The organism is Clostridioides sp. LIBA-2809 (assembly GCF_056688965.1).
The window spans coordinates 768,754-788,050 of record NZ_CP197004.1; the positions used below are offsets into that span (position 1 = coordinate 768,754).

The 19,297-nt window shown below is 30.1% G+C and carries 15 protein-coding genes; 11 read left to right on the top strand and 4 right to left on the bottom strand.

The genetic code is table 11. The features are described 5' to 3' along the window. Positions 1-37 precede the first annotated feature (37 nt). Both ACTG44_RS03905 and ACTG44_RS03910 read left to right on the top strand, forming a co-directional pair. Entirely contained in the window at positions 38-1,963 is a 1,926-nt protein-coding gene (locus ACTG44_RS03905; RefSeq protein ID WP_479921341.1) for a metallophosphoesterase, read from the top strand. Positions 1,964-2,271: 308 nt separating this feature from the next. Next, a complete protein-coding gene (locus tag ACTG44_RS03910) occupies positions 2,272-4,170 on the top strand; it encodes a metallophosphoesterase (protein ID WP_479921342.1) in 1,899 nt (632 codons plus the stop codon). Positions 4,171-4,521: 351 nt separating this feature from the next. Here the strand turns inward: ACTG44_RS03910 and ACTG44_RS03915 are convergent, their stop codons facing one another. After that, positions 4,522-5,400, bottom strand: a complete 879-nt coding sequence (locus tag ACTG44_RS03915) for a LysR family transcriptional regulator (protein WP_479921343.1) — start codon at positions 5,398-5,400, stop codon at positions 4,522-4,524. Positions 5,401-5,668: 268 nt separating this feature from the next. Here ACTG44_RS03915 and ACTG44_RS03920 point away from each other — a divergent pair, with 268 nt between their 5' ends. The 3 genes from ACTG44_RS03920 to ACTG44_RS03930 all read left to right on the top strand — a co-directional run bounded on the left by ACTG44_RS03920 (position 5,669) and on the right by ACTG44_RS03930 (position 10,636). Further along, positions 5,669-7,405: an ABC transporter ATP-binding protein gene (locus ACTG44_RS03920; RefSeq protein WP_479918202.1), complete on the top strand. Its 1,737-nt coding sequence runs from the start codon at positions 5,669-5,671 to the stop codon at positions 7,403-7,405. Beyond that, positions 7,405-9,264 (top strand): ABC transporter ATP-binding protein, encoded by a 1,860-nt coding sequence (locus ACTG44_RS03925; RefSeq protein WP_479918203.1) that lies wholly within the window; start codon positions 7,405-7,407, stop codon positions 9,262-9,264. Before ACTG44_RS03920 ends, ACTG44_RS03925 begins: the two co-directional genes overlap by 1 nt. A 283-nt stretch (positions 9,265-9,547) precedes the next feature. Then, positions 9,548-10,636: a GGDEF domain-containing protein gene (locus ACTG44_RS03930; protein WP_021383495.1), complete on the top strand. Its 1,089-nt coding sequence runs from the start codon at positions 9,548-9,550 to the stop codon at positions 10,634-10,636. A 269-nt stretch (positions 10,637-10,905) separates the two neighbouring features. On the opposite strand, the gene ACTG44_RS03935 is transcribed toward ACTG44_RS03930, so the two are convergent. Then, positions 10,906-11,259, bottom strand: coding sequence for an ArsR/SmtB family transcription factor (locus ACTG44_RS03935; protein ID WP_021383444.1), 354 nt, complete (start codon positions 11,257-11,259; stop codon positions 10,906-10,908). Positions 11,260-11,442: 183 nt separating this feature from the next. Between ACTG44_RS03935 and ACTG44_RS03940 the strand changes: the two genes are divergently transcribed. The 6 genes from ACTG44_RS03940 (at position 11,443) to ACTG44_RS03965 (ending at position 17,966) form a co-directional block, all read left to right on the top strand. Beyond that, entirely contained in the window at positions 11,443-11,664 is a 222-nt protein-coding gene (locus ACTG44_RS03940; RefSeq protein WP_021383518.1) for a cation transporter, read from the top strand. A gap of 21 nt (positions 11,665-11,685) precedes the next feature. Continuing rightward, entirely contained in the window at positions 11,686-13,554 is a 1,869-nt protein-coding gene (locus ACTG44_RS03945) for a heavy metal translocating P-type ATPase (RefSeq protein WP_479921344.1), read from the top strand. A gap of 280 nt (positions 13,555-13,834) precedes the next feature. Then, a complete protein-coding gene (locus ACTG44_RS03950; RefSeq protein ID WP_479921345.1) occupies positions 13,835-14,728 on the top strand; it encodes a helix-turn-helix domain-containing protein in 894 nt (297 codons plus the stop codon). Positions 14,729-14,806: 78 nt separating this feature from the next. Beyond that, positions 14,807-16,111 carry an MATE family efflux transporter gene (locus ACTG44_RS03955; protein ID WP_479921692.1) on the top strand — a complete coding sequence of 435 codons (1,305 nt, stop codon included), beginning with the start codon at positions 14,807-14,809 and terminating at the stop codon, positions 16,109-16,111. A 428-nt stretch (positions 16,112-16,539) separates the two neighbouring features. Further along, complete coding sequence (locus tag ACTG44_RS03960) at positions 16,540-17,268, top strand: DNA alkylation repair protein (RefSeq protein ID WP_479921346.1); 729 nt, start codon at positions 16,540-16,542, stop codon at positions 17,266-17,268. A 113-nt stretch (positions 17,269-17,381) separates the two neighbouring features. Then, positions 17,382-17,966, top strand: a complete 585-nt coding sequence (locus ACTG44_RS03965; protein WP_479921347.1) for a TetR/AcrR family transcriptional regulator — start codon at positions 17,382-17,384, stop codon at positions 17,964-17,966. A 153-nt stretch (positions 17,967-18,119) separates the two neighbouring features. On the opposite strand, the gene ACTG44_RS03970 is transcribed toward ACTG44_RS03965, so the two are convergent. Together ACTG44_RS03970 and ACTG44_RS03975 are read right to left on the bottom strand one after the other, a co-directional pair. Continuing rightward, positions 18,120-18,737, bottom strand: coding sequence for a DUF998 domain-containing protein (locus ACTG44_RS03970; protein ID WP_479921348.1), 618 nt, complete (start codon positions 18,735-18,737; stop codon positions 18,120-18,122). After that, the gene (locus ACTG44_RS03975; protein ID WP_479920280.1) at positions 18,724-18,957 is read right to left on the bottom strand and encodes an AbrB/MazE/SpoVT family DNA-binding domain-containing protein; all 234 of its coding nucleotides are present in this window, start codon (positions 18,955-18,957) and stop codon (positions 18,724-18,726) included. Before ACTG44_RS03975 ends, ACTG44_RS03970 begins: the two co-directional genes overlap by 14 nt. Positions 18,958-19,297: the final 340 nt, after the last annotated feature.

Here is a 19,297-nt window from a genome sequence, read left to right on the forward strand (position 1 = left end):
TTTTATTATAATCTAAAGATTTAAGAGGGAGGATTTTATGAAAATAAAATTTTTTATAATGACATCTATGATATTTTTAATAGTATCACTACTTGTGGCGTGTCAAAGTACTGAAAATTTAGAAGAGGAAACACCAGATGCAGAAATTAAAATACTAGGTACAGCTGACTTACATTCAATTATGACAGATTCTTTGGTTTCATATGTAAAAGAAGAAAGAGCAAAGAATGAAAATTTACTCATGGTAGATGCAGGAGATTTTTTTGGTACACAAAGTAAAGAAATGTGGGAGTGGACTTCTGGAAAAAAGCTAGTTATTAGAAGAAATGGTAGAGCAGAATATAAAGACATAATTAAGACAAGTAAAGATGAGGTACCTATAGTCAAAGATATGGCACCATTGAAATATGATGCTGTAGTATTTGGAGATAATGAATTTATTTCAAATGATAAGCAAAATCTTGATAAACTAGTTTCTGATTTTAAAAATAATAATATGCCATTGGTATCGGCAAATATATATGAACAATCTGGAGAAAATTATGTACAACCATATGTGATGAAAAATGTTAAGACAGATGCTGGGAATGTAAAAGTCGGAATACTAGGTCTTACTATAAAAGAAGTAGGGAAAAATCATGGGATTGAAGATTTTGAAAAAGAAAAAAAGGCAAGAGAACTTGGAGAACAACCTGAGTACAAGGGAAAATTATATTCAAATGATTTAATAGAAGATGCAAAAAAATGGGTAAAAGTAATGCAAAAAGAAAGTCCAGATATAATAGTTGCAGTTGTACATTCAGGGGAAGAACCTAAAACAGATAGAAATCCAGGTAATAGAATAAAGGAATTAGCAACTACAGTGGATGGGATAGATGCAATTGTAGCTGGTCATACTCATGAAAAAATAGATGAGCATAAATATAAAAATAAGTCTGGGGAAGAAGTAATAGTGACACAACCAGGGTCACATGCAGATAGTGTATCGCAGATTAATTTTAAATTAAATAAGAAAGATGGTAAGTGGGAGATAAAGGAAAAGTCTAGTAAATTAAAAGTAATTGATAAAGAAGTAAGTATAGTTGCTACTGCAGATTTACATTCACATTTTTCTGATAAATTAACCGTTGACCTTGTTAATGAACGAAGTAATCCGATTGAACCTGTAGTAGTAGATGCAGGTGACTTTTTAGACCCTCAAACAGAGGTAATGACTAAGTGGTATAAAGAGTGGAAAAATATAAGGGATAATAATACAGGCAAAAAGATTAGTAGATGTCCAATGGCCATAGATATGAAGGAGGCTATGTATGATGCGGTGGTACTTGGAAATCATGAGTTTGTATCTGAAAAAGATGAGTTCTGGTCTGATGAGCGTCTTTTAGATGCTGTTATAGAGGATTTTGAACAGGTTTCAATTTCTGTATTATCAGCAAATATATATAGGCAATCTGGTAAAAATTATGTTAAGCCATATCTCATAAAAGATGTAGAGACGAATGAAGGAAATGTAAAAGTAGGAATATTGGGTCTTACTATAAAAGAAGTGGGTAAAGGTATTAAAAATGTAAATTTACAAGAGCAATTTCAATACAAAGATAAATTGTGTGCAAATGACTTAGTGGAAGATGCAAAAAAATGGGTAAAAGTGATGAAACAAGAAAGGCCAGATATAATAGTTGCAGTAGTACACTCAGGAGAAGAACCTAAAAATCCAAAGCATCCAGGCAATAGAATAAAGGAACTAGCAACTACAGTAGATGGAATTGATGCGATTGTAGCTAGTCATACTCATGAAAAAATAGATGAACATGACTATAAAAATAAAGCTGGAGATAGAGTTATAGTGACACAACCAGGAGAACATGGTAAATATTATTCTAAAATTACTTTTAAAGTAAATAAAGAAAAAGGTTCATGGGTTATCAATGATAAATTTAGTAAAACAGTCGCAGTCGAATAATTTTATAAAATTTATAGATACAGCAAAATGTCTAATATTAGCAGTATAGATAAGATGAATAGATAAGAGTATTTCAATGTGGTAAATATATTGTGAGTATACTAGGATAAATCTTAATTGATAATCTGAGTGTACTAGAGTAAGTTTTATTTTACTAATAAAAAATATTGAGAACTATATGTAGATTTAATTAAAAAGGAATTTACGTATAGTTCTTTTAGTATAATAAATAGTACAAACTTATATAGTAAAGATAAAGCATGATATTAAATTTTATTATCATCCAAAAATCTAAGGGGGAGGCTTTTATGAAAATAAAATTTATTATAATGGCATCAATAATATTTTTAATAGTATTACTCGTAGGGTGTCAAAGTACCAAAGATACAGAAATCAATGTACTTGCTACAAGTGATTTACATTCAATTATTCCAGATAATTTGGTTTCCTATGTTGAGGAAGAAAGAAAATATGATGAGAATTTACTTATGGTAGATGCAGGAGATTTTTTTGATATGCAAAGTGGTGAAATGAACAAGTGGTTTACTGGACAAAAACTGGTAAGATTTAAAGATGGTATACCAGAGTACAAAAAAATAGCTGAACCACGTGAAGGGGAGGTTCCTTTAGCTAAAGAAATGGCAAAGCTGAAATATGATGCAGTTACATTTGGAAATCATGAATTTGTTTCTAATGATAAACAAAGCCTTGATAGGTTGGTTTCTGATTTTAAAAATAATAATATACCATTGGTGTCAGCAAATGTATATAAACAATCTGGAGAAAACTATGTAGAGCCATATGTAATGAAAAGTGTAAAGACTGATAAAGGGGATGTAAAGGTTGGAATATTAGGTCTAACTATAAAGGAAGTGGGTGAACGCTCAAGATTTAAAAATTTTGAGGAAGACAAAAAAGCTAGAGAACTTGGGGAACAAGCACAGTATAAAGGAGAATTATATGCAAATGATTTAGTAGAAGATGCTAAGAAGTGGGTAAAGGTTATGAAAAAGGAAAAGCCAGACATAATAATTGCCATCGTACATTCAGGTGAAGAACCCAAAAACCCTAAAAACCCAGGAAATAGAATAAAAGAATTAGCAACTACTGTAGATGGTATAGATGCTATTGTAGCAGGGCATACTCATGAAAAAATAGAACAGCATACATATAAAAATAAGTCTGGTGAAGAAGTAATAGTAACACAACCTGGAGCTCATGGTAATAGTGTATCAAAGATTAATTTTAAGTTAGATAAGAAAAATGAGAAGTGGTCTATAAAAGATAAGTACAGTGAGTTAAAAATATTTGGAAAAGAGGTAAATATAATCACAACATCTGGTCTGCATCAAAATTTTTCAGATGAAATGGTAGTCAGCTTGTTTAATGAAAGAGATAGAGATGTCCAGCCTATATTTATTGATACTGGGGATTTTCTGGATACCAACGCAAAAGAAATGACTAAATGGTCTAAAGAGTGGCAGTACAATGCAAAGAAAGGTATCCATAAAAAAATAAATGAATGGCCAATTGTATACCTTGGTTATGATGCAGTAGTACTTGGTAGCCATGAGCTTACATCAGATAAAAATAATTTTAAAGAAAAGAAATCTACATTGGATTCTATTATAGAAAATTTTGAGGAAATGAAGATACCAGTTTTGTCAGCTAATATATATAATGAATCTGGAGAAAATTATGTAAAACCATATATAATGCATAAAGTGGAAACTAGGGAGGGGAGTATAAAGGTTGGAGTATTGGGTCTTACTGTAGATAAGGATGAAAAAGATTCAAGTGATTCAGGTTCAAATAAAGATTCAAAGAATTTAAAGATTCATGAAGAAACAGAAAAATTATATACAAACAATTTGGTAAAAGATGCAGAAGAATGGATAAGGGTTATGCAAAAGGAAAATCCAGACGTAATCGTTGCAGTTGTTCATTCAGATAATAATATGGCCCTAAAAAATCCAAGCAATGAAATAAAAAAACTTGCTATGTCAGTAGATGGAATAGATGCTATTGTGGTAGGTCATACGAAAAATAAAATTGAAGAACATAGTTATAAGAATGAGTTTGGGGATAAGGTTATAGTAACACAATCTGGAGAAGAGTGTTATTCTAAAATAAGCCTTGAATTAAGAAAAGAAAATGGTAAATGGAATGTCATCAATAAGTACAGTAAGTCAATAAAAATGAAGTAAGTCAATAAAAATTAATAAAAATAAAATAGAGTAATAAAAATAAGTAGAGTAATAAAAATAATAAAATAAAAGATGAAGTGAAGCAATAAAAATAAATAGAAGTAATAAAATAAATAGAATAAAAAAATTTGAACAAATTAGTAAAATTTAATAAAACCATAAAAATAAAACAAACTGATAAGGGGAAATTAAACCTATATCACAATTAGATAATTGGATATATAGTAAGATTATATTTACTGATAGCAGTATGTTTAGACAAAAATAGGTCTAGATATAGTTAAAAGATTAAAGAATTGTATATTAAAATAAAAAAGAAGAACCTTTATATCTGAGGTTCTTCTCTTTTATTTACAGACAAGTAAAATTATCTATAAAGAATCGAATATATTTTTCCTTTACATTTTTTTGATATGCAATACCGTATTCAATGAGAGCTTGTTCAGTGATTGGGCGAATAATAAAGCCATCACTTTCCGCTGGTATGCAATGCTCAGGTAATATTGTTATACCATATCCACAATTTGCAAGTAGGATACTTGCTTGGTCGTTTTCACATACAATATTAAAGTGGCTTTGAGAATGTAATGATATTTTTTCCTGTAATACATTCCCATGTTGAAATGGTATAAATTTAGGATTCAATATAATTAAGCAATTTGTCTTTAAATCATCAAAAGATACACTATCTTTCTCAGCAAGTATGGATTGTGAGGACATAATAGCATAATTTTTAGCATCTTTTAATTTTTTAAAAGAACATTCTTTCATATCTCTAATCATTTCTCTTGTCGAAAGCATAATGTCTAAATGTTTATTATTGAATAAATTTTTAAGTTTAAAATAATCTTCCATAAAGATTAAAGGGTATACCTGTGGAAAGACGATTCGTAAGTCTGACAAGATATCTTTTAATTTATTGAGTTCAGCATGACTAGAACATCCAATACGTAAAAAAGAAGTGTTCTGAGAAGTAGCTTTTGCTATCCTTTTTTGTGACATCTCTATTTTGTTGAGTATATCTTTGGCATCGTTGTAAAATATATTTCCCATTTCCGTCAATCTAACCATCTTTGAGTTTCGTATAAATAATTTCGCTCCTAATTCTTCTTCTAGATTTTTGATATGGTGGGTGACTGTAGGAGTAGATAAAAAAAGTTCTTCTGCAGCTTTTGTGAAATTTAGCCTGTCAGCAACACATACGAAACATTTTAATTGTTGAGTATTCATAGAGCACCTTCCTTCCATATTAAAAGTATAACTGGAAGATATTATAATTTCAATATAACATTAGATTTTATCTAATATTATTGCGTTTTTTGAAATTCTCATTCAAAACAGATAATGATAAAATTTTAAATATCAGACATCTAAGTATAACCATTTCTACAACAAAATAAATAAAATTTAAGTAAGAAAATTATAGATAATTGAAGCTGTCTGATAAAACTTAGAATAAGTCAACATCTTAAAAATTAGTTAGAAAAGGAGATAGAGTATGATTAAAAAATTAGCTTGTTCTATTAAAGAGTATAAAAAGGCTTCTATACTAACATCAGTATTTGTTATATTGGAAGTCTTAATGGAAATTTTGATTCCTCTGATTATGGCAGAAATGATTGATGTGGGAATCAGTGGAAACAATACACAGACCCTAGTACGATTTGGAACGATTTTAATTGTTTGTGTATTTTTAGGGTTATTTTTTGGAATCCTGTCTGGAAGCTTTTGTGCTACTGCATCTGCTGGATTTGCACAAAATTTAAGGAAGGATATGTATTATAAAATACAGGACTATTCTTTTGCTAATATTGATAAATTTTCAACTTCCAGTATTGTAACAAGATTAACTACTGATGTTACAAATGTCCAAAATGCTTATATGATGATTATTCGTGTGGCTGTTCGTGCTCCACTTATGCTTGTATTTTCATTGGTTGCTGTATTTATGGTTAATGCGAGTTTATCATCTATATTTTTAATTGCAATCCCAATTCTTGGCGTTGGTTTGTATTTCATTGTAAACCGTTCCCATCCATATTTTGAAAGAGTGTTTAATACTTATGATGATTTAAATGGAGTTGTGCAAGAGAATCTCACAGGTATACGAGTAGTTAAATCTTTTGTAAGAGAAAAATTTGAAATCAAGAAGTTTAAAAATATCTCAGAAAAAATATACAAGACGTTTGGAAAAGCTGAAGGAATTGTTGCATATAATATGCCATTAATGCAGTTTTCAGTATATTGTTGTACATTACTACTTTGCTGGTTTGGTTCAAAGATGATAGTTTCAAGCAACGCAACTACAATGACTACAGGGGAACTTTCAAGCTTAATTGCATATGCCATGAATATTCTTAATTGTCTTATGATGTTATCTATGGTTATGGTTATGATTAATATGGCAAGAGCTTCTTCTGAACGAATTATAGAAATAGTAGATGAAGAGAGTTCCTTGAAAAATGGTGATAATCCTGTATATCATATGGAAAATGGAGAAATAAGTTTTGATAATGTATCGTTTAGTTACGTAGATGATAAAGAAAAAGAGTGCCTAAAAAATATTTCATTTCATATAGAAGCTGGTTCAACATTAGGGATTATAGGTGGAACTGGAAGTGGGAAAAGTTCGTTGGTTCAATTAATACCACGTCTTTATGATGTTACAGAGGGGAAAATTACAATAGGAGGTGTAAATGTAAAAGATTATGATTTATTTACGCTTCGTAATGAAGTAGCAATGGTTCTTCAAAAAAATGAGTTGTTTTCTGGGACAATTAAAGAAAATTTACTTTGGGGAAATAAATATGCTAGTGAAGAAGAAATGATACATGCTTGTAAATTGGCACAGGCAAATCCTTTTATTGAAACATTTCCAGATAAATATGACACGTATATTGAACAGGGAGGGACAAATGTTTCTGGTGGTCAAAAGCAAAGACTGTGCATTGCAAGAGCTTTGTTAAAAAAACCAAAAATTTTAATACTTGATGATTCTACAAGTGCAGTCGATACAAAGACTGATTCAATGATTAGAAAATCATTTAGTGAGGAAATACCAGAGACTACAAAAATTATTATTGCACAACGTATTTCTTCAGTAGAAGATGCTGATTATATTATTGTCATGGAAGGCGGTAAAATCAATGGGTATGGAACACATGAGGAACTGCTAAAAACGAATGTAATCTATAGGGAAATCTATGATTCACAAACGAAGGGAGATGATAAGTGATGGAAACAAAAGTATTCAGTGTATGCAAACGACTGTTATCCTATATTGTAGGAAGACATAAAGTTTTATTTAGTACAGTTGTTGTATGTATCCTTTTTAGTTCTTGTACGATTGTTATAAGTTCTTTGTTTTTACAAACATTAATTGACGATTATATCACTCCACTTTTACTTGAGGATAATCCATCATTTAGTGGGTTATTATATACTATTATTTTAATGGCATGTATTTATATCTTAGGTGTTGTCGCAACATTTCTCTATAATAGAATTATGGTAAAGATTTCTCAAGGAACTTTGAAAGAAATCAGAGATGATATGTTTGTACATATGCAAAAGCTTCCTATTAGTTATTTTGATACTCATACACATGGAGATGTTATGAGTCATTATACGAATGATACAGACACGTTGCGTCAGTTTATTTCACAGGCATTGCCACAATTTATTTCGGCTATTATTACAGTAGTCGTTATATTGATTTCTATGTTTATAAGTAACGTACCTTTGACAATTTTAGTTTTAATAGTTACAGTCATCATGAGTATAACTACTAAAAAAATAGGTGGTGCAAGTGCAAAATATTTTATAAAGCAACAGGAGACATTAGGAAATATTACAGGTTATATTGAAGAAATGATAAATGGTCAAAAAGTTATTAAGGTATTCTGTCATGAAGAAGATGCAAAACAACAATTTGATAGAAAGAATAAAGATTTATGTTTAGATTCTACGCAAGCAAATAAATACGGTAATATACTTATGCCAGCTATTATGCAACTTGGTAATCTGCAATACGTGTTAATTGCTCTTTTTGGAGGTCTTATGGCATTGCATGGTGTAGGCTCTATTACAGTTGGAATGATTGTGGCTTTCTTAAACTTGTCAAAAACATTTTGTATGCCTGTCTCACAGATTGCACAACAGATTAGTATGATGGCTATGGCATTTGCAGGAGCAGAACGTATATTTGAATTAATTGATGAAGAACCTGAACAAGATAATGGATATGTTACATCAGTACATGCTAGATTTAATAATGGTGAAGTAATAGAAACGACTGATAATACAGGTGTGTGGGCATGGAAACATCCTCATCATGATGGTACAATAACATATACTCCTTTAAAAGGTGATATTCAGTTTTCTGATGTTGATTTTGGATATACAGAAAAGAAATTAGTACTAAAAAACATAGTTCTAGAAGCAACAGCAGGAGAAAAAATAGCATTTGTTGGTGCAACTGGAGCTGGAAAAACTACCATCACAAATTTGATTAACCGTTTTTATGATTTAGCAGATGGAAAAATTAGATATGATGGTATTAACATCAATAAAATTAAAAAGACAGATTTACGCCATTCATTGGGTGTTGTTTTACAAGATGTCAACCTATTCACAGGGACAATTATGGATAATATAAGATATGGTAAAATGGATGCTACAGATAAGGAGTGTATTGAGGCATCTAAATTATCAAATGCACATGATTTTATTACTAGACTGCCAAATGGGTATCAGACTATATTGACGCAAAATGGTGCTAGTCTTTCACAAGGTCAACGACAACTAATCTCTATTGCTCGTGCAGCAGTTGCAAATCCGCCAGTAATGATTCTTGATGAAGCAACATCTTCTATTGATACACGTACAGAAACACTGGTACAGCAAGGTATGGATAATCTTATGAAAGGTAGAACTGTCTTTGTAATAGCACATAGATTGTCTACTGTTAGGAATTCAGATGCGATTATAGTTCTTGAACAGGGACGTATAATAGAAAGAGGTACACATGATGATTTGATAAATCAAAAAGGTGTTTATTATAGTCTTTATACAGGGGCATTTGAGTTGGAATAGGATTATGGTGTATAAATTTTCATAAAATATATAGATAAAGCAAGGCACCTTAAGTCATAATATGTGTGCTTTGCTTTATTATTTTATGTATGTAATTGTCTATTATTTTTTAGAAGTTTTATTTTTAATGTTTTCTTATATATTTTTACTATATACACTTATTAAATAAGAGTACTGTTATATATTGGATATATAAGTCATTATTTAAACCTACTTGTTTTATGATATAATATTATAAATATAATTAAGTGAAAATATCTTAATAAAGGAGGAGATTAAATATTTGGCATCTATACAACAGTATATTAAAAAATATATGTATAAGTATTTCAATAAAGAATTAAACTTACAAGAAAGGCTTTTTTATCTTTTTTGTTTTGCTGGTGTTATTTGTTCATTTTTAGCTTTTGTTGCAGCTCTTTTTAGTAGTCTTCCTAGTATATCAGTATGGGGTAGTTTTTTTTGTTTTTGTATAATGTCAATATTGGCAATCTATTCTTTTAAAACAAGATATGTTAATGTAGGACGTGTAGTAATTAATATAGGGCTTAATCTATTTTTATTTCCGACACTCTTTTTTATAAGTGGGGGAGTAAATAGTGGGATGATACTTTATTTCTTATTGGGGATATGTGTAATATCATTGACACTTGATGGATATAAGAGAATAGTTATGTTGTTTATATCTATAATTGTGTATGGAGTATCTATATTTCTAGCATTTAATTATCCTAACCTAATTATATCTATAGGGGAGTCTCGTATATCAGACACAATAAGTAGTTTTATTATTGTTTCATTGTTTTTAAGTGTAATAATGATAATAGTCTTGCAAGAATATTCTTATGAACGTGATAAAGTATATAAATTAAATGAGAAACTTAAAAGACAAGCAATTGTAGATGATTTGACGAATTTATATAATAGAAGGTATTTGATACAATATATAACTAGTATATTAGAAAAACCAGTAGAAGATAGGATTTTATCCATTGTATTATTTGATATAGATGATTTTAAAAAAGTAAATGATAAATATGGTCATCTTTGTGGAAATAAGGTATTGATTAGATTTGGTCAAATTTTAACTGAAGAAATTGGAAAAGACGGAATTGCTTCAAGGTATGGAGGAGAAGAGTTTATTATTGCAATGCCTAATTTTACAAAAGATAGAGCTATTGAAGTTGCTGAACGTATTCGTGTTAGAGTTTATAGTGATAAAAGATTGATAGAACTAGTAAATAAGATTACAGTAAGTGGTGGATTAGAAGAGTATACCAGAGATATGACTATTGATAAGCTAGTAAATGGAGCTGATAAGAAACTTTATATAGCTAAAAATAATGGAAAGAATAGAATTGTTTTTGAATAATTATAATAATTATGTAGTCACTAATTACTATCGAAATATATATGTGTTTATGACTTATATTTGGAAAATTTATGCCACTTGAAGTGGCTATTTTTCTGTTTATTTTTAATAGTTTTATTTATTTTAAATATAACAATTCTATATGATTTTCGATAAAAATGAAAATTGTCACATAATATAAGTAAAAGTCATCTACTTTATTTGAAAATAGATGACTTTTATAAAAATATTCTAATACTTAAGTATGTTAAGTCTGTTTTTATTGAACATTATTCTTTTTCACATATATGTTCTAAGGATACCTCAAGTATTCCTTTGATGTGGCTATCATCTAATGAATAAAAAACAAGTTTACCTGATTTTCTTGATTTAATTAATTTAGCAGTTTTAAGTGTTTTTAACTGATGAGAAACCGCTGATTTTGTCATATTTAAGAGAGACGCAAGATCTCCTACACACATTTCATTTTCTAAAAGTGCCCACAATAATTGAATTCTTGTTCCATCTCCCATAATTTTAAAAAAATCAGATAAATCATATAGTAAATTCAATTTTGGCATTTTTTTTGATGTTTTTTCTACTAAATCGGTGTGTATGGCTTCACAATCACATTTTCTTTCCATAGCATGTACCTCCATAGTTGTAATTATAATTGATTACTTGTTCAATTGTCAAATAAATAGGCTATCTTTAAGAACATTTAAAATGTCTAATCGGGACTTGACGATTGAATATATGTTCAACTATAATTTAATCAATAGTTGAATAGTTGAACAACTGTTGGATTTTGAAAGGAGGAGTTTCTGATGAGGAAAAAATTTGATTTAATTGATTTAGACTGTGCTAACTGTGCAGCTAAAATGGAAAATGCTGCTTCAAAGATTGAGGGTGTTAATTCTGTGAATTTTAGTTTTATGACACAAAAAATGACACTAGATGCAGAAGATGCAAGTTTTGATGAGATTCTACAGAAAATCATTAAAGTATGTAAAAAAGTTGAACCTGATTGCGAAATTGTAATCAAGTAATCAGCTACTGGGAGGAAACATATGAGTAAGAAGTTAAAGAATTTACGTTGCCGAATATTCATAAGTTTCATCGTTTTCTTAGGTGCTATTACTATGCCAATGAATAATACAATTCAGTTTGTATTATTCTTGGTAGCTTATTTAATTGTTGGTGGCGATATTATAAAGAAAGCTGTTACCAATATAGGGCATGGCCAAGTATTCGATGAAAATTTCTTAATGGTGTTAGCAACAATTGGAGCATTTGTAACCAAAGACTATCCAGAAGCTTTTATGGTAATGTGGCTATATCAAATTGGAGAATGGTTTCAACAATATGCGGTTGGTCGTTCAAGAGAATCAATTACAGAATTAATGAATATTCGTCCTGATTATGCAAATGTTGAAAAAAATGGTTCTTTAGTTAAAGTAGACCCAGAAGATGTTTCTTTAGGAGAATTGATTGTAATTAAACCAGGTGAAAAAATACCACTTGATGGAATCATAGTAAAAGGAAATAGTTTAGTTGATACATCTGCTTTGACAGGAGAATCAGTTCCTAGAGAGGTAGAGATAGGAACTGAAATATTAAGTGGTTGTATAAATAAAACAGGATTAATTACCATAAAAGTAACAAAAGAATTCGGTGAATCAACAGTGTCTAAAATACTACAACTTGTAGAAAATGCAAGTAGTAAAAAAGCAAAAACTGAAAATTTCATTACTAAATTTGCTAGATACTATACACCTATCGTTGTTGTTGCGGCTATGTGTCTTGCGTTCTTACCACCTTTATTTATTGAGGGTGCAGAATTTGCAGATTACATTCATAGGGCTTGTTCATTCTTAGTAATTTCATGCCCTTGTGCATTGGTTATTTCTGTACCACTAGGATTTTTTGGTGGGATAGGTGGAGCATCTAAGCATGGCATTTTGATTAAGGGTAGTAATTATCTTGAAACTTTATCAAAGACTGGAACAATCGTATTTGATAAGACTGGTACATTGACAAAGGGTTCATTTGAAGTGACAGAAATAGTTCCTGTAGATGTTGAAAAAGCTACATTACTTGAAATAGCTGCTTATGCTGAAAGTTACTCAAATCATCCAATTGCTGAATCTCTAAAGAAAGCATATGGAAAAGAAATTTTATCAACAAGAATTAGTGATGCCTCGGAAATTTCAGGTAATGGAGTATTTATTAAATTTGATGGTGCAGAAGTGTATGCTGGTAATGAAAAACTTATGAGGAAAGCTAAAATTAAAATACCAGTTTCAAAATCTGTTGGCACTGTTGTTCATGTTGCTCTTAATGGAAAATATATTGGTTATATTCTTATTGCAGATGAAATCAAAGAAGAAGCAAAGCAAGCTATTCACGATTTAAAAGAAATTAATAAGGTAAGTCAAACTGTTATGTTAACTGGTGACAATAAGGCTGTTGCTGAATCTGTTGCCAATAAATTAGGCATTGATACTGTCTATTCTCAATTGTTACCAGCAGACAAGGTAAAACAAGTTGAACATCTTTTAAACAATAAAGTAGATAATACTTCTCTTGCATTTGTAGGAGATGGAATAAATGATGCACCAGTGCTTACTCGTGCTGATATAGGTATTGCTATGGGGGGATTAGGCTCAGATGCTGCTATTGAAGCGGCAGATATTGTCATTATGGATGATAAAATCACAAAAATCAATTCTGCAATATATATATCAAAGAGAACACTAAAAATTGTGAAACAGAATATTATCTTTGCTTTAGGAATTAAAGCAATTGTATTAATTCTAGGTGCTTTTGGGATGGCTGAAATGATGGAAGCTGTATTTGCTGATGTTGGTGTTTCTTTCATTGCTATACTTAATTCAATGAGAGCATTGAGAGTTAATGATTTTAAAAATTACAATTAATATTGAAGGAATGGCTTGTGAACATTGCGTAAAGATGCTGTAGGGACTTTTGATGAAGAAGACAAAATCAAGGAAATCATGTTACTTTTCAACGTGATGACGAAGTAATTAGCAGGGCGTATCCTTATGGTATGTCTTGCTCTCTTTTACAGCAAAAAATTAATGGCTTTTTAGGACTATTTAATGTAGGTGTGTAACTGATTTATATGAACATACTCTATATAATAGTTATGGTTAAGCTAAAAAAGCATAATACAATATGTAAGAAAGAGATGAGGAAATGGATAAAAATAGATATTCAAGTAGTATGAATGAAACGGCGATTTATAAAGTTTTTTCGGGCATAGAACTTATATATAACAATTACAATGTATCTAATTTTAATTTAGATGGTCAAGATAAAAATAATGTATTAGAAATAAGCTATTGTCTTAAAGGTAGAGTAGAGTGTGAACTTAAAGATGGAACTTATTTATATTTAGGTGAAGGAGATTTGGGGATTAATATGTTGGATAATCCTGTAGAAGCTATGAATTTTCCACTAGAACATTATGAGGGAATATCTGTAAATTTATACTTAGATACTTTGAGTAAACATTTTCCTGAAATATTAGAAAATGATTCTGTAGATATTTATAGCATCAAGGATAAATTTTGTATGGATGATGGATGCTTTGTTATGAGAGCCACAAAACAGATAGAACATCTATTTTATGAATTATATAAAATTCCTGATGATATTAAAGAAGCACATTTGAAAATGAAGGTTATAGAGCTACTTTTGTCTATGAGTGTTTTAAATAAACCATCTGATGAGAAAAAAGAAAATTATTATAAATATCATGTAAAAACCATTAAACAGATACAAGATTACATAACGAAAAATTATGCAGAGCGATATACTATTGATGAATTATCTAAAAAGTATTTTATTAGCCTAACAACCTTAAAAGTCTACTTCAAGGAAGTTTACGGAATGACAATTGTGAAATACATGAAAAATTACAGAATGAAAAAGGCTACAGAATTACTAAGAGATACAAGTAGTTCAATTTCTGACATAGCACTTGCAGTCAGCTATGAAAGTCAAAGTAAATTTGCAATAACATTCAAGGAAGTCTATGGAATGAGTCCTTTGGAGTATAGAAGAAAGGTTCTATTAGAACTGGACTAAAATAAAAAGGAGGATATATTTATGAACGAAAAAAATGACACACGTACACGATTACTTACAGAAAGTCCATTAAAATTAATGTTTTCACTAAGTATTCCTGGCATTATTGGCATGGTGGTGGTTGCTTTGTACAATATGATGGATGCTATATTTGTTGGACAGCTAGTGAGTTCAACTGCAATGGGAGCTGTAAGTGTTTCTTATCCACTTACATTAATCAATGGAGGTATCGCTACACTTGTCGGTGTAGGTTCGGCTTCTATATTATCAAGAGCAATTGGTAAGAAAGATAAAGCGATAGTAGATAAGATAATGGGAAATCTTGTTATGATGATTACAATTTTATCAATCATTATAACTATTATAGGTGTGTGCTTTACACGTCAATTATTGCAATTTAGCCGTGTAGAGGGAGAGATGCTTACTCAGGCTGAAAGTTATTTGAAAATCATTTTTGCTGGTTCATTGTTTATCAATTTCACTCAAAGTTCTAATATGGTTATGCGTGGACAAGGGTTATTGAAAAAAGCAATGGTAATAATTGCAAGTGGTTCGATTTTGAATATCATTTTAGACCCTATCTTCATTACTTATTTTAATCAATATGGAATGGGAATTCAAGGTGCTGCCTATGCTACTTTAGTGTCTCAAATTGTACAGTTTTGTATCAGCATGTTGTACTTTACAAGAAAAAGTGAAGGTATAAAAATCAAAAGATTGAAACTAGAATGGGATATTATTCCTGAAATTTGTTCTGTTGGTATTTCTGCTATGTTAATGCAAGTAATGACATTAGTGCAACAAACAGTTATATTTAATATAGGCTCACGATACGGTGGAGAAAGCGCATATATTTTATTAGGAGCTGCACTACGTGTACAAAATTTTGCATTTGTTCCATTATGGGGGATGAGTCAAGGTTTCCAACCAGTTGTAGGTACAAATTATGGTACTAAAAATTATAGTAGAACAATTAAATTAACAAAAGTATTTGTGCTTAGTGCAATTGTATTATCATTATGCTTCTTCTTACCAATACAAATTATTCCTGAAAAAATCCTTTCTTTATTTATTACAGAAAATGATATTGTTACACAAGGTGTTAGCAACTTTAGACTTATGTTCTCCACATACAGTGCATTAGCAGTTTTCATCATGATTGTTACGTTATTTCAGTCTTTAGGTACAGCTAGTAAAGCGAGTATGCTTGTGATGTTAAGACAAATAATTTTATTCATTCCTGCGGTTATTTTATTTCCTATGATAGCAAATTTAGGAGAAACTGGAGTGTGGCTTGCTATTGCACTGGTTGATGGTTTTGTGGGGGTATTATGCTTATTCATGATGTTTAAGGAATTTAGGAAATTAAAAAAATTGGCATAAAACTGATATGGAGGGCGTGATATGAAGTATTTGAATAAACATTAGATACATAGTATGAATAAACAGATAACAAAAGCACAGGGAATTTATGTGCTACAGATGAATATATTATCAAAATAAATAAATCTACCTTGAAATAGTAAAAAGACTTGTGCCATATTATTATATGCTTTGCAAGTCTTTACTGCTATTTATTTTTAAATATTTTTCATCTTAATTACACATTTAATTATATTAAAATGCTATAGAAAGTTAAAAAAGAGCTACAAGAGAAAAATAAAATAATGGGCTTCCAAGAAAGAAAAAACAGAACTTTGTGACACCGATATATTGCTTTCAATTTTGAGTATAAAGATAAATAAAAGTTAATTGACATACATGCTGTACGCATGTTAATATAAAAATAAACTTTATAGGAGTAAAACATTATGAAACATAAAGAACATTATGATGACCACTATGTTTTAGAAATTTCTGAAAAACTATCCTCCGTAATGCCAAGTTTTAACTCAAAAGCATTTTCTGGTGACTTAATCGGTCAACTTGATGATAAGGAATTATTTGCACGATTTGATTGTATAGTAGACTCAATGCAAAAAAATATGGGGACTGATTATTCAAATAGTATTCATGCTTTTTACAACATGTTAGGGCCAGAGTTAACTAAACCAGAAGGAATGTTTAGCTTTGGCTGGTGGTTGTGGCCTATTGGCAGATATGTCGAACGTTATGGAAATGAAAATTGGAAAATATCTTTATCATTTTTGAAAGAATTGACAAAACGGTTTACAGGTGAGTATGCCATTCGCTCCTTGCTGAAAGAACATCCAAGAGAAGTGATGGACGAGTTGATTGTATGGACACGTGATGATAATGTGCATGTGCGTAGATTGGCAAGTGAAGGTGTTAGGATTCGTTTGCCATGGTCAGAAAAATTGCTTGTAGCATTAGAAGAGTTTGAACGATATGTAAAAATTCTTACCAACCTTAAAGATGACCCAGAAAAATTTGTTCAAAAGAGTGTTGGTAACAATTTGAATGACTTGTATAAGGAATCTCCAGAGAAGGCAGAATACATTATTGAACAGTGGCGAAAATCATCTTCAAGTGACATGCAAGAATGGATTATCAAGCATGGTATGAGAAATCAAAAATAGAGAGGAGTTTTTAGTATAGTGCAAGACTCTAAAGGTGTGATGATTGATATTATTGAATCAATACAGGTCAGCGAAAAATTTCGAGATAACTATAAAGTGGGAGAGACATTATCATGAAAAATGAAGAAGCTACACAAAAGACAACATCTGCTTTGTTGAAAATAGCAAGAAAGCATTTTACAAAGCTTGGATACTTTGATGTATCACTAGAAAAAATTGCAGAAGAAAGTAATGTAACAAGAGGAGCCATATACCACCATTTCAAGAATAAAAAAGGGCTTTTTCTTGCTGTACTGGATAATGTCCAAAAAGATGTTGCTAAACAAATAGAGAGAGAAGCACTTAAAAGTTATGACCCTTGGCAACAATTAATATTGGGATGTCTGGGTTTTATAAAAGGTGCCAATGCAAAAGAATGTAGGAGGATATTGCTGGTAGATGCTCCAGTGGTAGTTGGTTGGGATGCGTGGAGAAAAGCTGACCAAGAAAATTCAATGAATGTTTTACAAGAACATATTGATGACTTAAATGAACAAGGCTATTTAGAAAGAGATGTTGATACAAAATTAATGACATATTGTATTTCTGGGGCATTAAATGAATTAGCCTTAAATTATTCATCAAATGAAGAAGTAGAAATTAATAATGAAATAAGCTTCACTATATCTCACATGGTTAGTGGATTTAGAAAAAAATAAATAAAAATAACTTCGAGCCATTTGGCTCGAAGTTACTCGAAAATAGTATTTAAAGAATTACAATACGTTTTTGATTGTGTGTTAAAAATTTTTTGATAGTTTCTTATAATTAGACGTAATACACTTACTATCCTAATTTTTACATAATATTAACTATCGAATCAATGCAAGATAGCCTAGTGGCAGATACATACATAATAGTGATAATCTTTGCCACAATCCCTCCAAAGATACAATCGTATTTTTATAACTCTGTTTATCTGCCATAACAAATAGTGTAAAGAATATGACTGCGAAAATAAAACAACAAATCGAAAAAATAGCAAATCCCATTCTTTCACTTTTAAAGGCATAAATACCTATCAAAAGTGGGGCAATAGTCAAGGTCACAAATCCAATAACAGAACCAAAGCCGTGTATCTTTTCTGAAATAGTATTGAGGCTTTTTACTTCTCCAACAGAAAATAAACCAGAAAGAATACAACCACCAACAGCATATGTAATTATCACAATAAATAATACTATCGCAATTATACTTGAAGATTTTGAAACAATCATATAAATTTTAAAATTACTTACCAAAAGGGTAATACCACAAACAACCAACCATATATTATAAACAGTATGTAATGGTGCTTTATTATTTCCTAAGACACTCATAACCTGTGTTAAATGATTATATCCCTTATAGGTTGGTGCTATAATGAATGGAATAGCTAAATCAAGTAATAAAGCAATTGGTAAGAATATCAGTAAACTATTTTTCATCATCTATTGCACCACTTAATCCACCAACACCTTTTAAAATTTTGACAGCTAATTCTTTCATCACATCAGCTTTTACAATAGCTATTCCTTGTTCTTCGTCACCAAGTACCAAAAGTGTATCTCCTGATTTAATATCAAAAATCTGCCTTGCTTCCTTTGGAATAACTATTTGTCCTTTTTCTCCAACTTTTACAGTTCCAAATATATGTTGCCCTTTTTTCATTTCCATACTTATTTCTCCTATCATATTTTTTGTAGTCATACTTTTCATACTTATAGGTAAAGTATGACTTAGACAACAAGAGTTGTCAAGTTTCTATTGAGAATAGTATATAAATACATTCATTTTATCTACTAAGAGTATATGTAAATATTTTTTACATAATCAATCCTAGACTAATTAATAATGTTAACCTTAAAATTATTAATTGTTTTTTATGGTTAATTTATAAAATATTTATAAACATTTTATAAACATTTTATAAACAAACCGACTATTATTAAGAGTTTTTTTCATAGTACTATAAAATAACAGGAACTGTGTTATTACAAAAAGAGAAAAC

Excerpts from the sequence above, each read along its gene's own strand:
- ACTG44_RS03905 (WP_479921341.1), top strand. The coding sequence starts at position 38 with ATGAAAATAAAATTTTTTATAATGACATCTATGATATTTTTAATAGTA.
- ACTG44_RS03910 (WP_479921342.1), top strand. The coding sequence starts at position 2,272 with ATGAAAATAAAATTTATTATAATGGCATCAATAATATTTTTAATAGTA.
- ACTG44_RS03915 (WP_479921343.1), bottom strand. The coding sequence starts at position 5,400 with ATGAATACTCAACAATTAAAATGTTTCGTATGTGTTGCTGACAGGCTA.
- ACTG44_RS03920 (WP_479918202.1), top strand. The coding sequence starts at position 5,669 with ATGATTAAAAAATTAGCTTGTTCTATTAAAGAGTATAAAAAGGCTTCT.
- ACTG44_RS03925 (WP_479918203.1), top strand. The coding sequence starts at position 7,405 with ATGGAAACAAAAGTATTCAGTGTATGCAAACGACTGTTATCCTATATT.
- ACTG44_RS03935 (WP_021383444.1), bottom strand. The coding sequence starts at position 11,259 with ATGGAAAGAAAATGTGATTGTGAAGCCATACACACCGATTTAGTAGAA.
- ACTG44_RS03940 (WP_021383518.1), top strand. The coding sequence starts at position 11,443 with ATGAGGAAAAAATTTGATTTAATTGATTTAGACTGTGCTAACTGTGCA.
- ACTG44_RS03945 (WP_479921344.1), top strand. The coding sequence starts at position 11,686 with ATGAGTAAGAAGTTAAAGAATTTACGTTGCCGAATATTCATAAGTTTC.
- ACTG44_RS03950 (WP_479921345.1), top strand. The coding sequence starts at position 13,835 with ATGGATAAAAATAGATATTCAAGTAGTATGAATGAAACGGCGATTTAT.
- ACTG44_RS03955 (WP_479921692.1), top strand. The coding sequence starts at position 14,807 with ATGTTTTCACTAAGTATTCCTGGCATTATTGGCATGGTGGTGGTTGCT.
- ACTG44_RS03960 (WP_479921346.1), top strand. The coding sequence starts at position 16,540 with ATGAAACATAAAGAACATTATGATGACCACTATGTTTTAGAAATTTCT.
- ACTG44_RS03965 (WP_479921347.1), top strand. The coding sequence starts at position 17,382 with ATGAAAAATGAAGAAGCTACACAAAAGACAACATCTGCTTTGTTGAAA.
- ACTG44_RS03970 (WP_479921348.1), bottom strand. The coding sequence starts at position 18,737 with ATGATGAAAAATAGTTTACTGATATTCTTACCAATTGCTTTATTACTT.
- ACTG44_RS03975 (WP_479920280.1), bottom strand. The coding sequence starts at position 18,957 with ATGAAAAAAGGGCAACATATATTTGGAACTGTAAAAGTTGGAGAAAAA.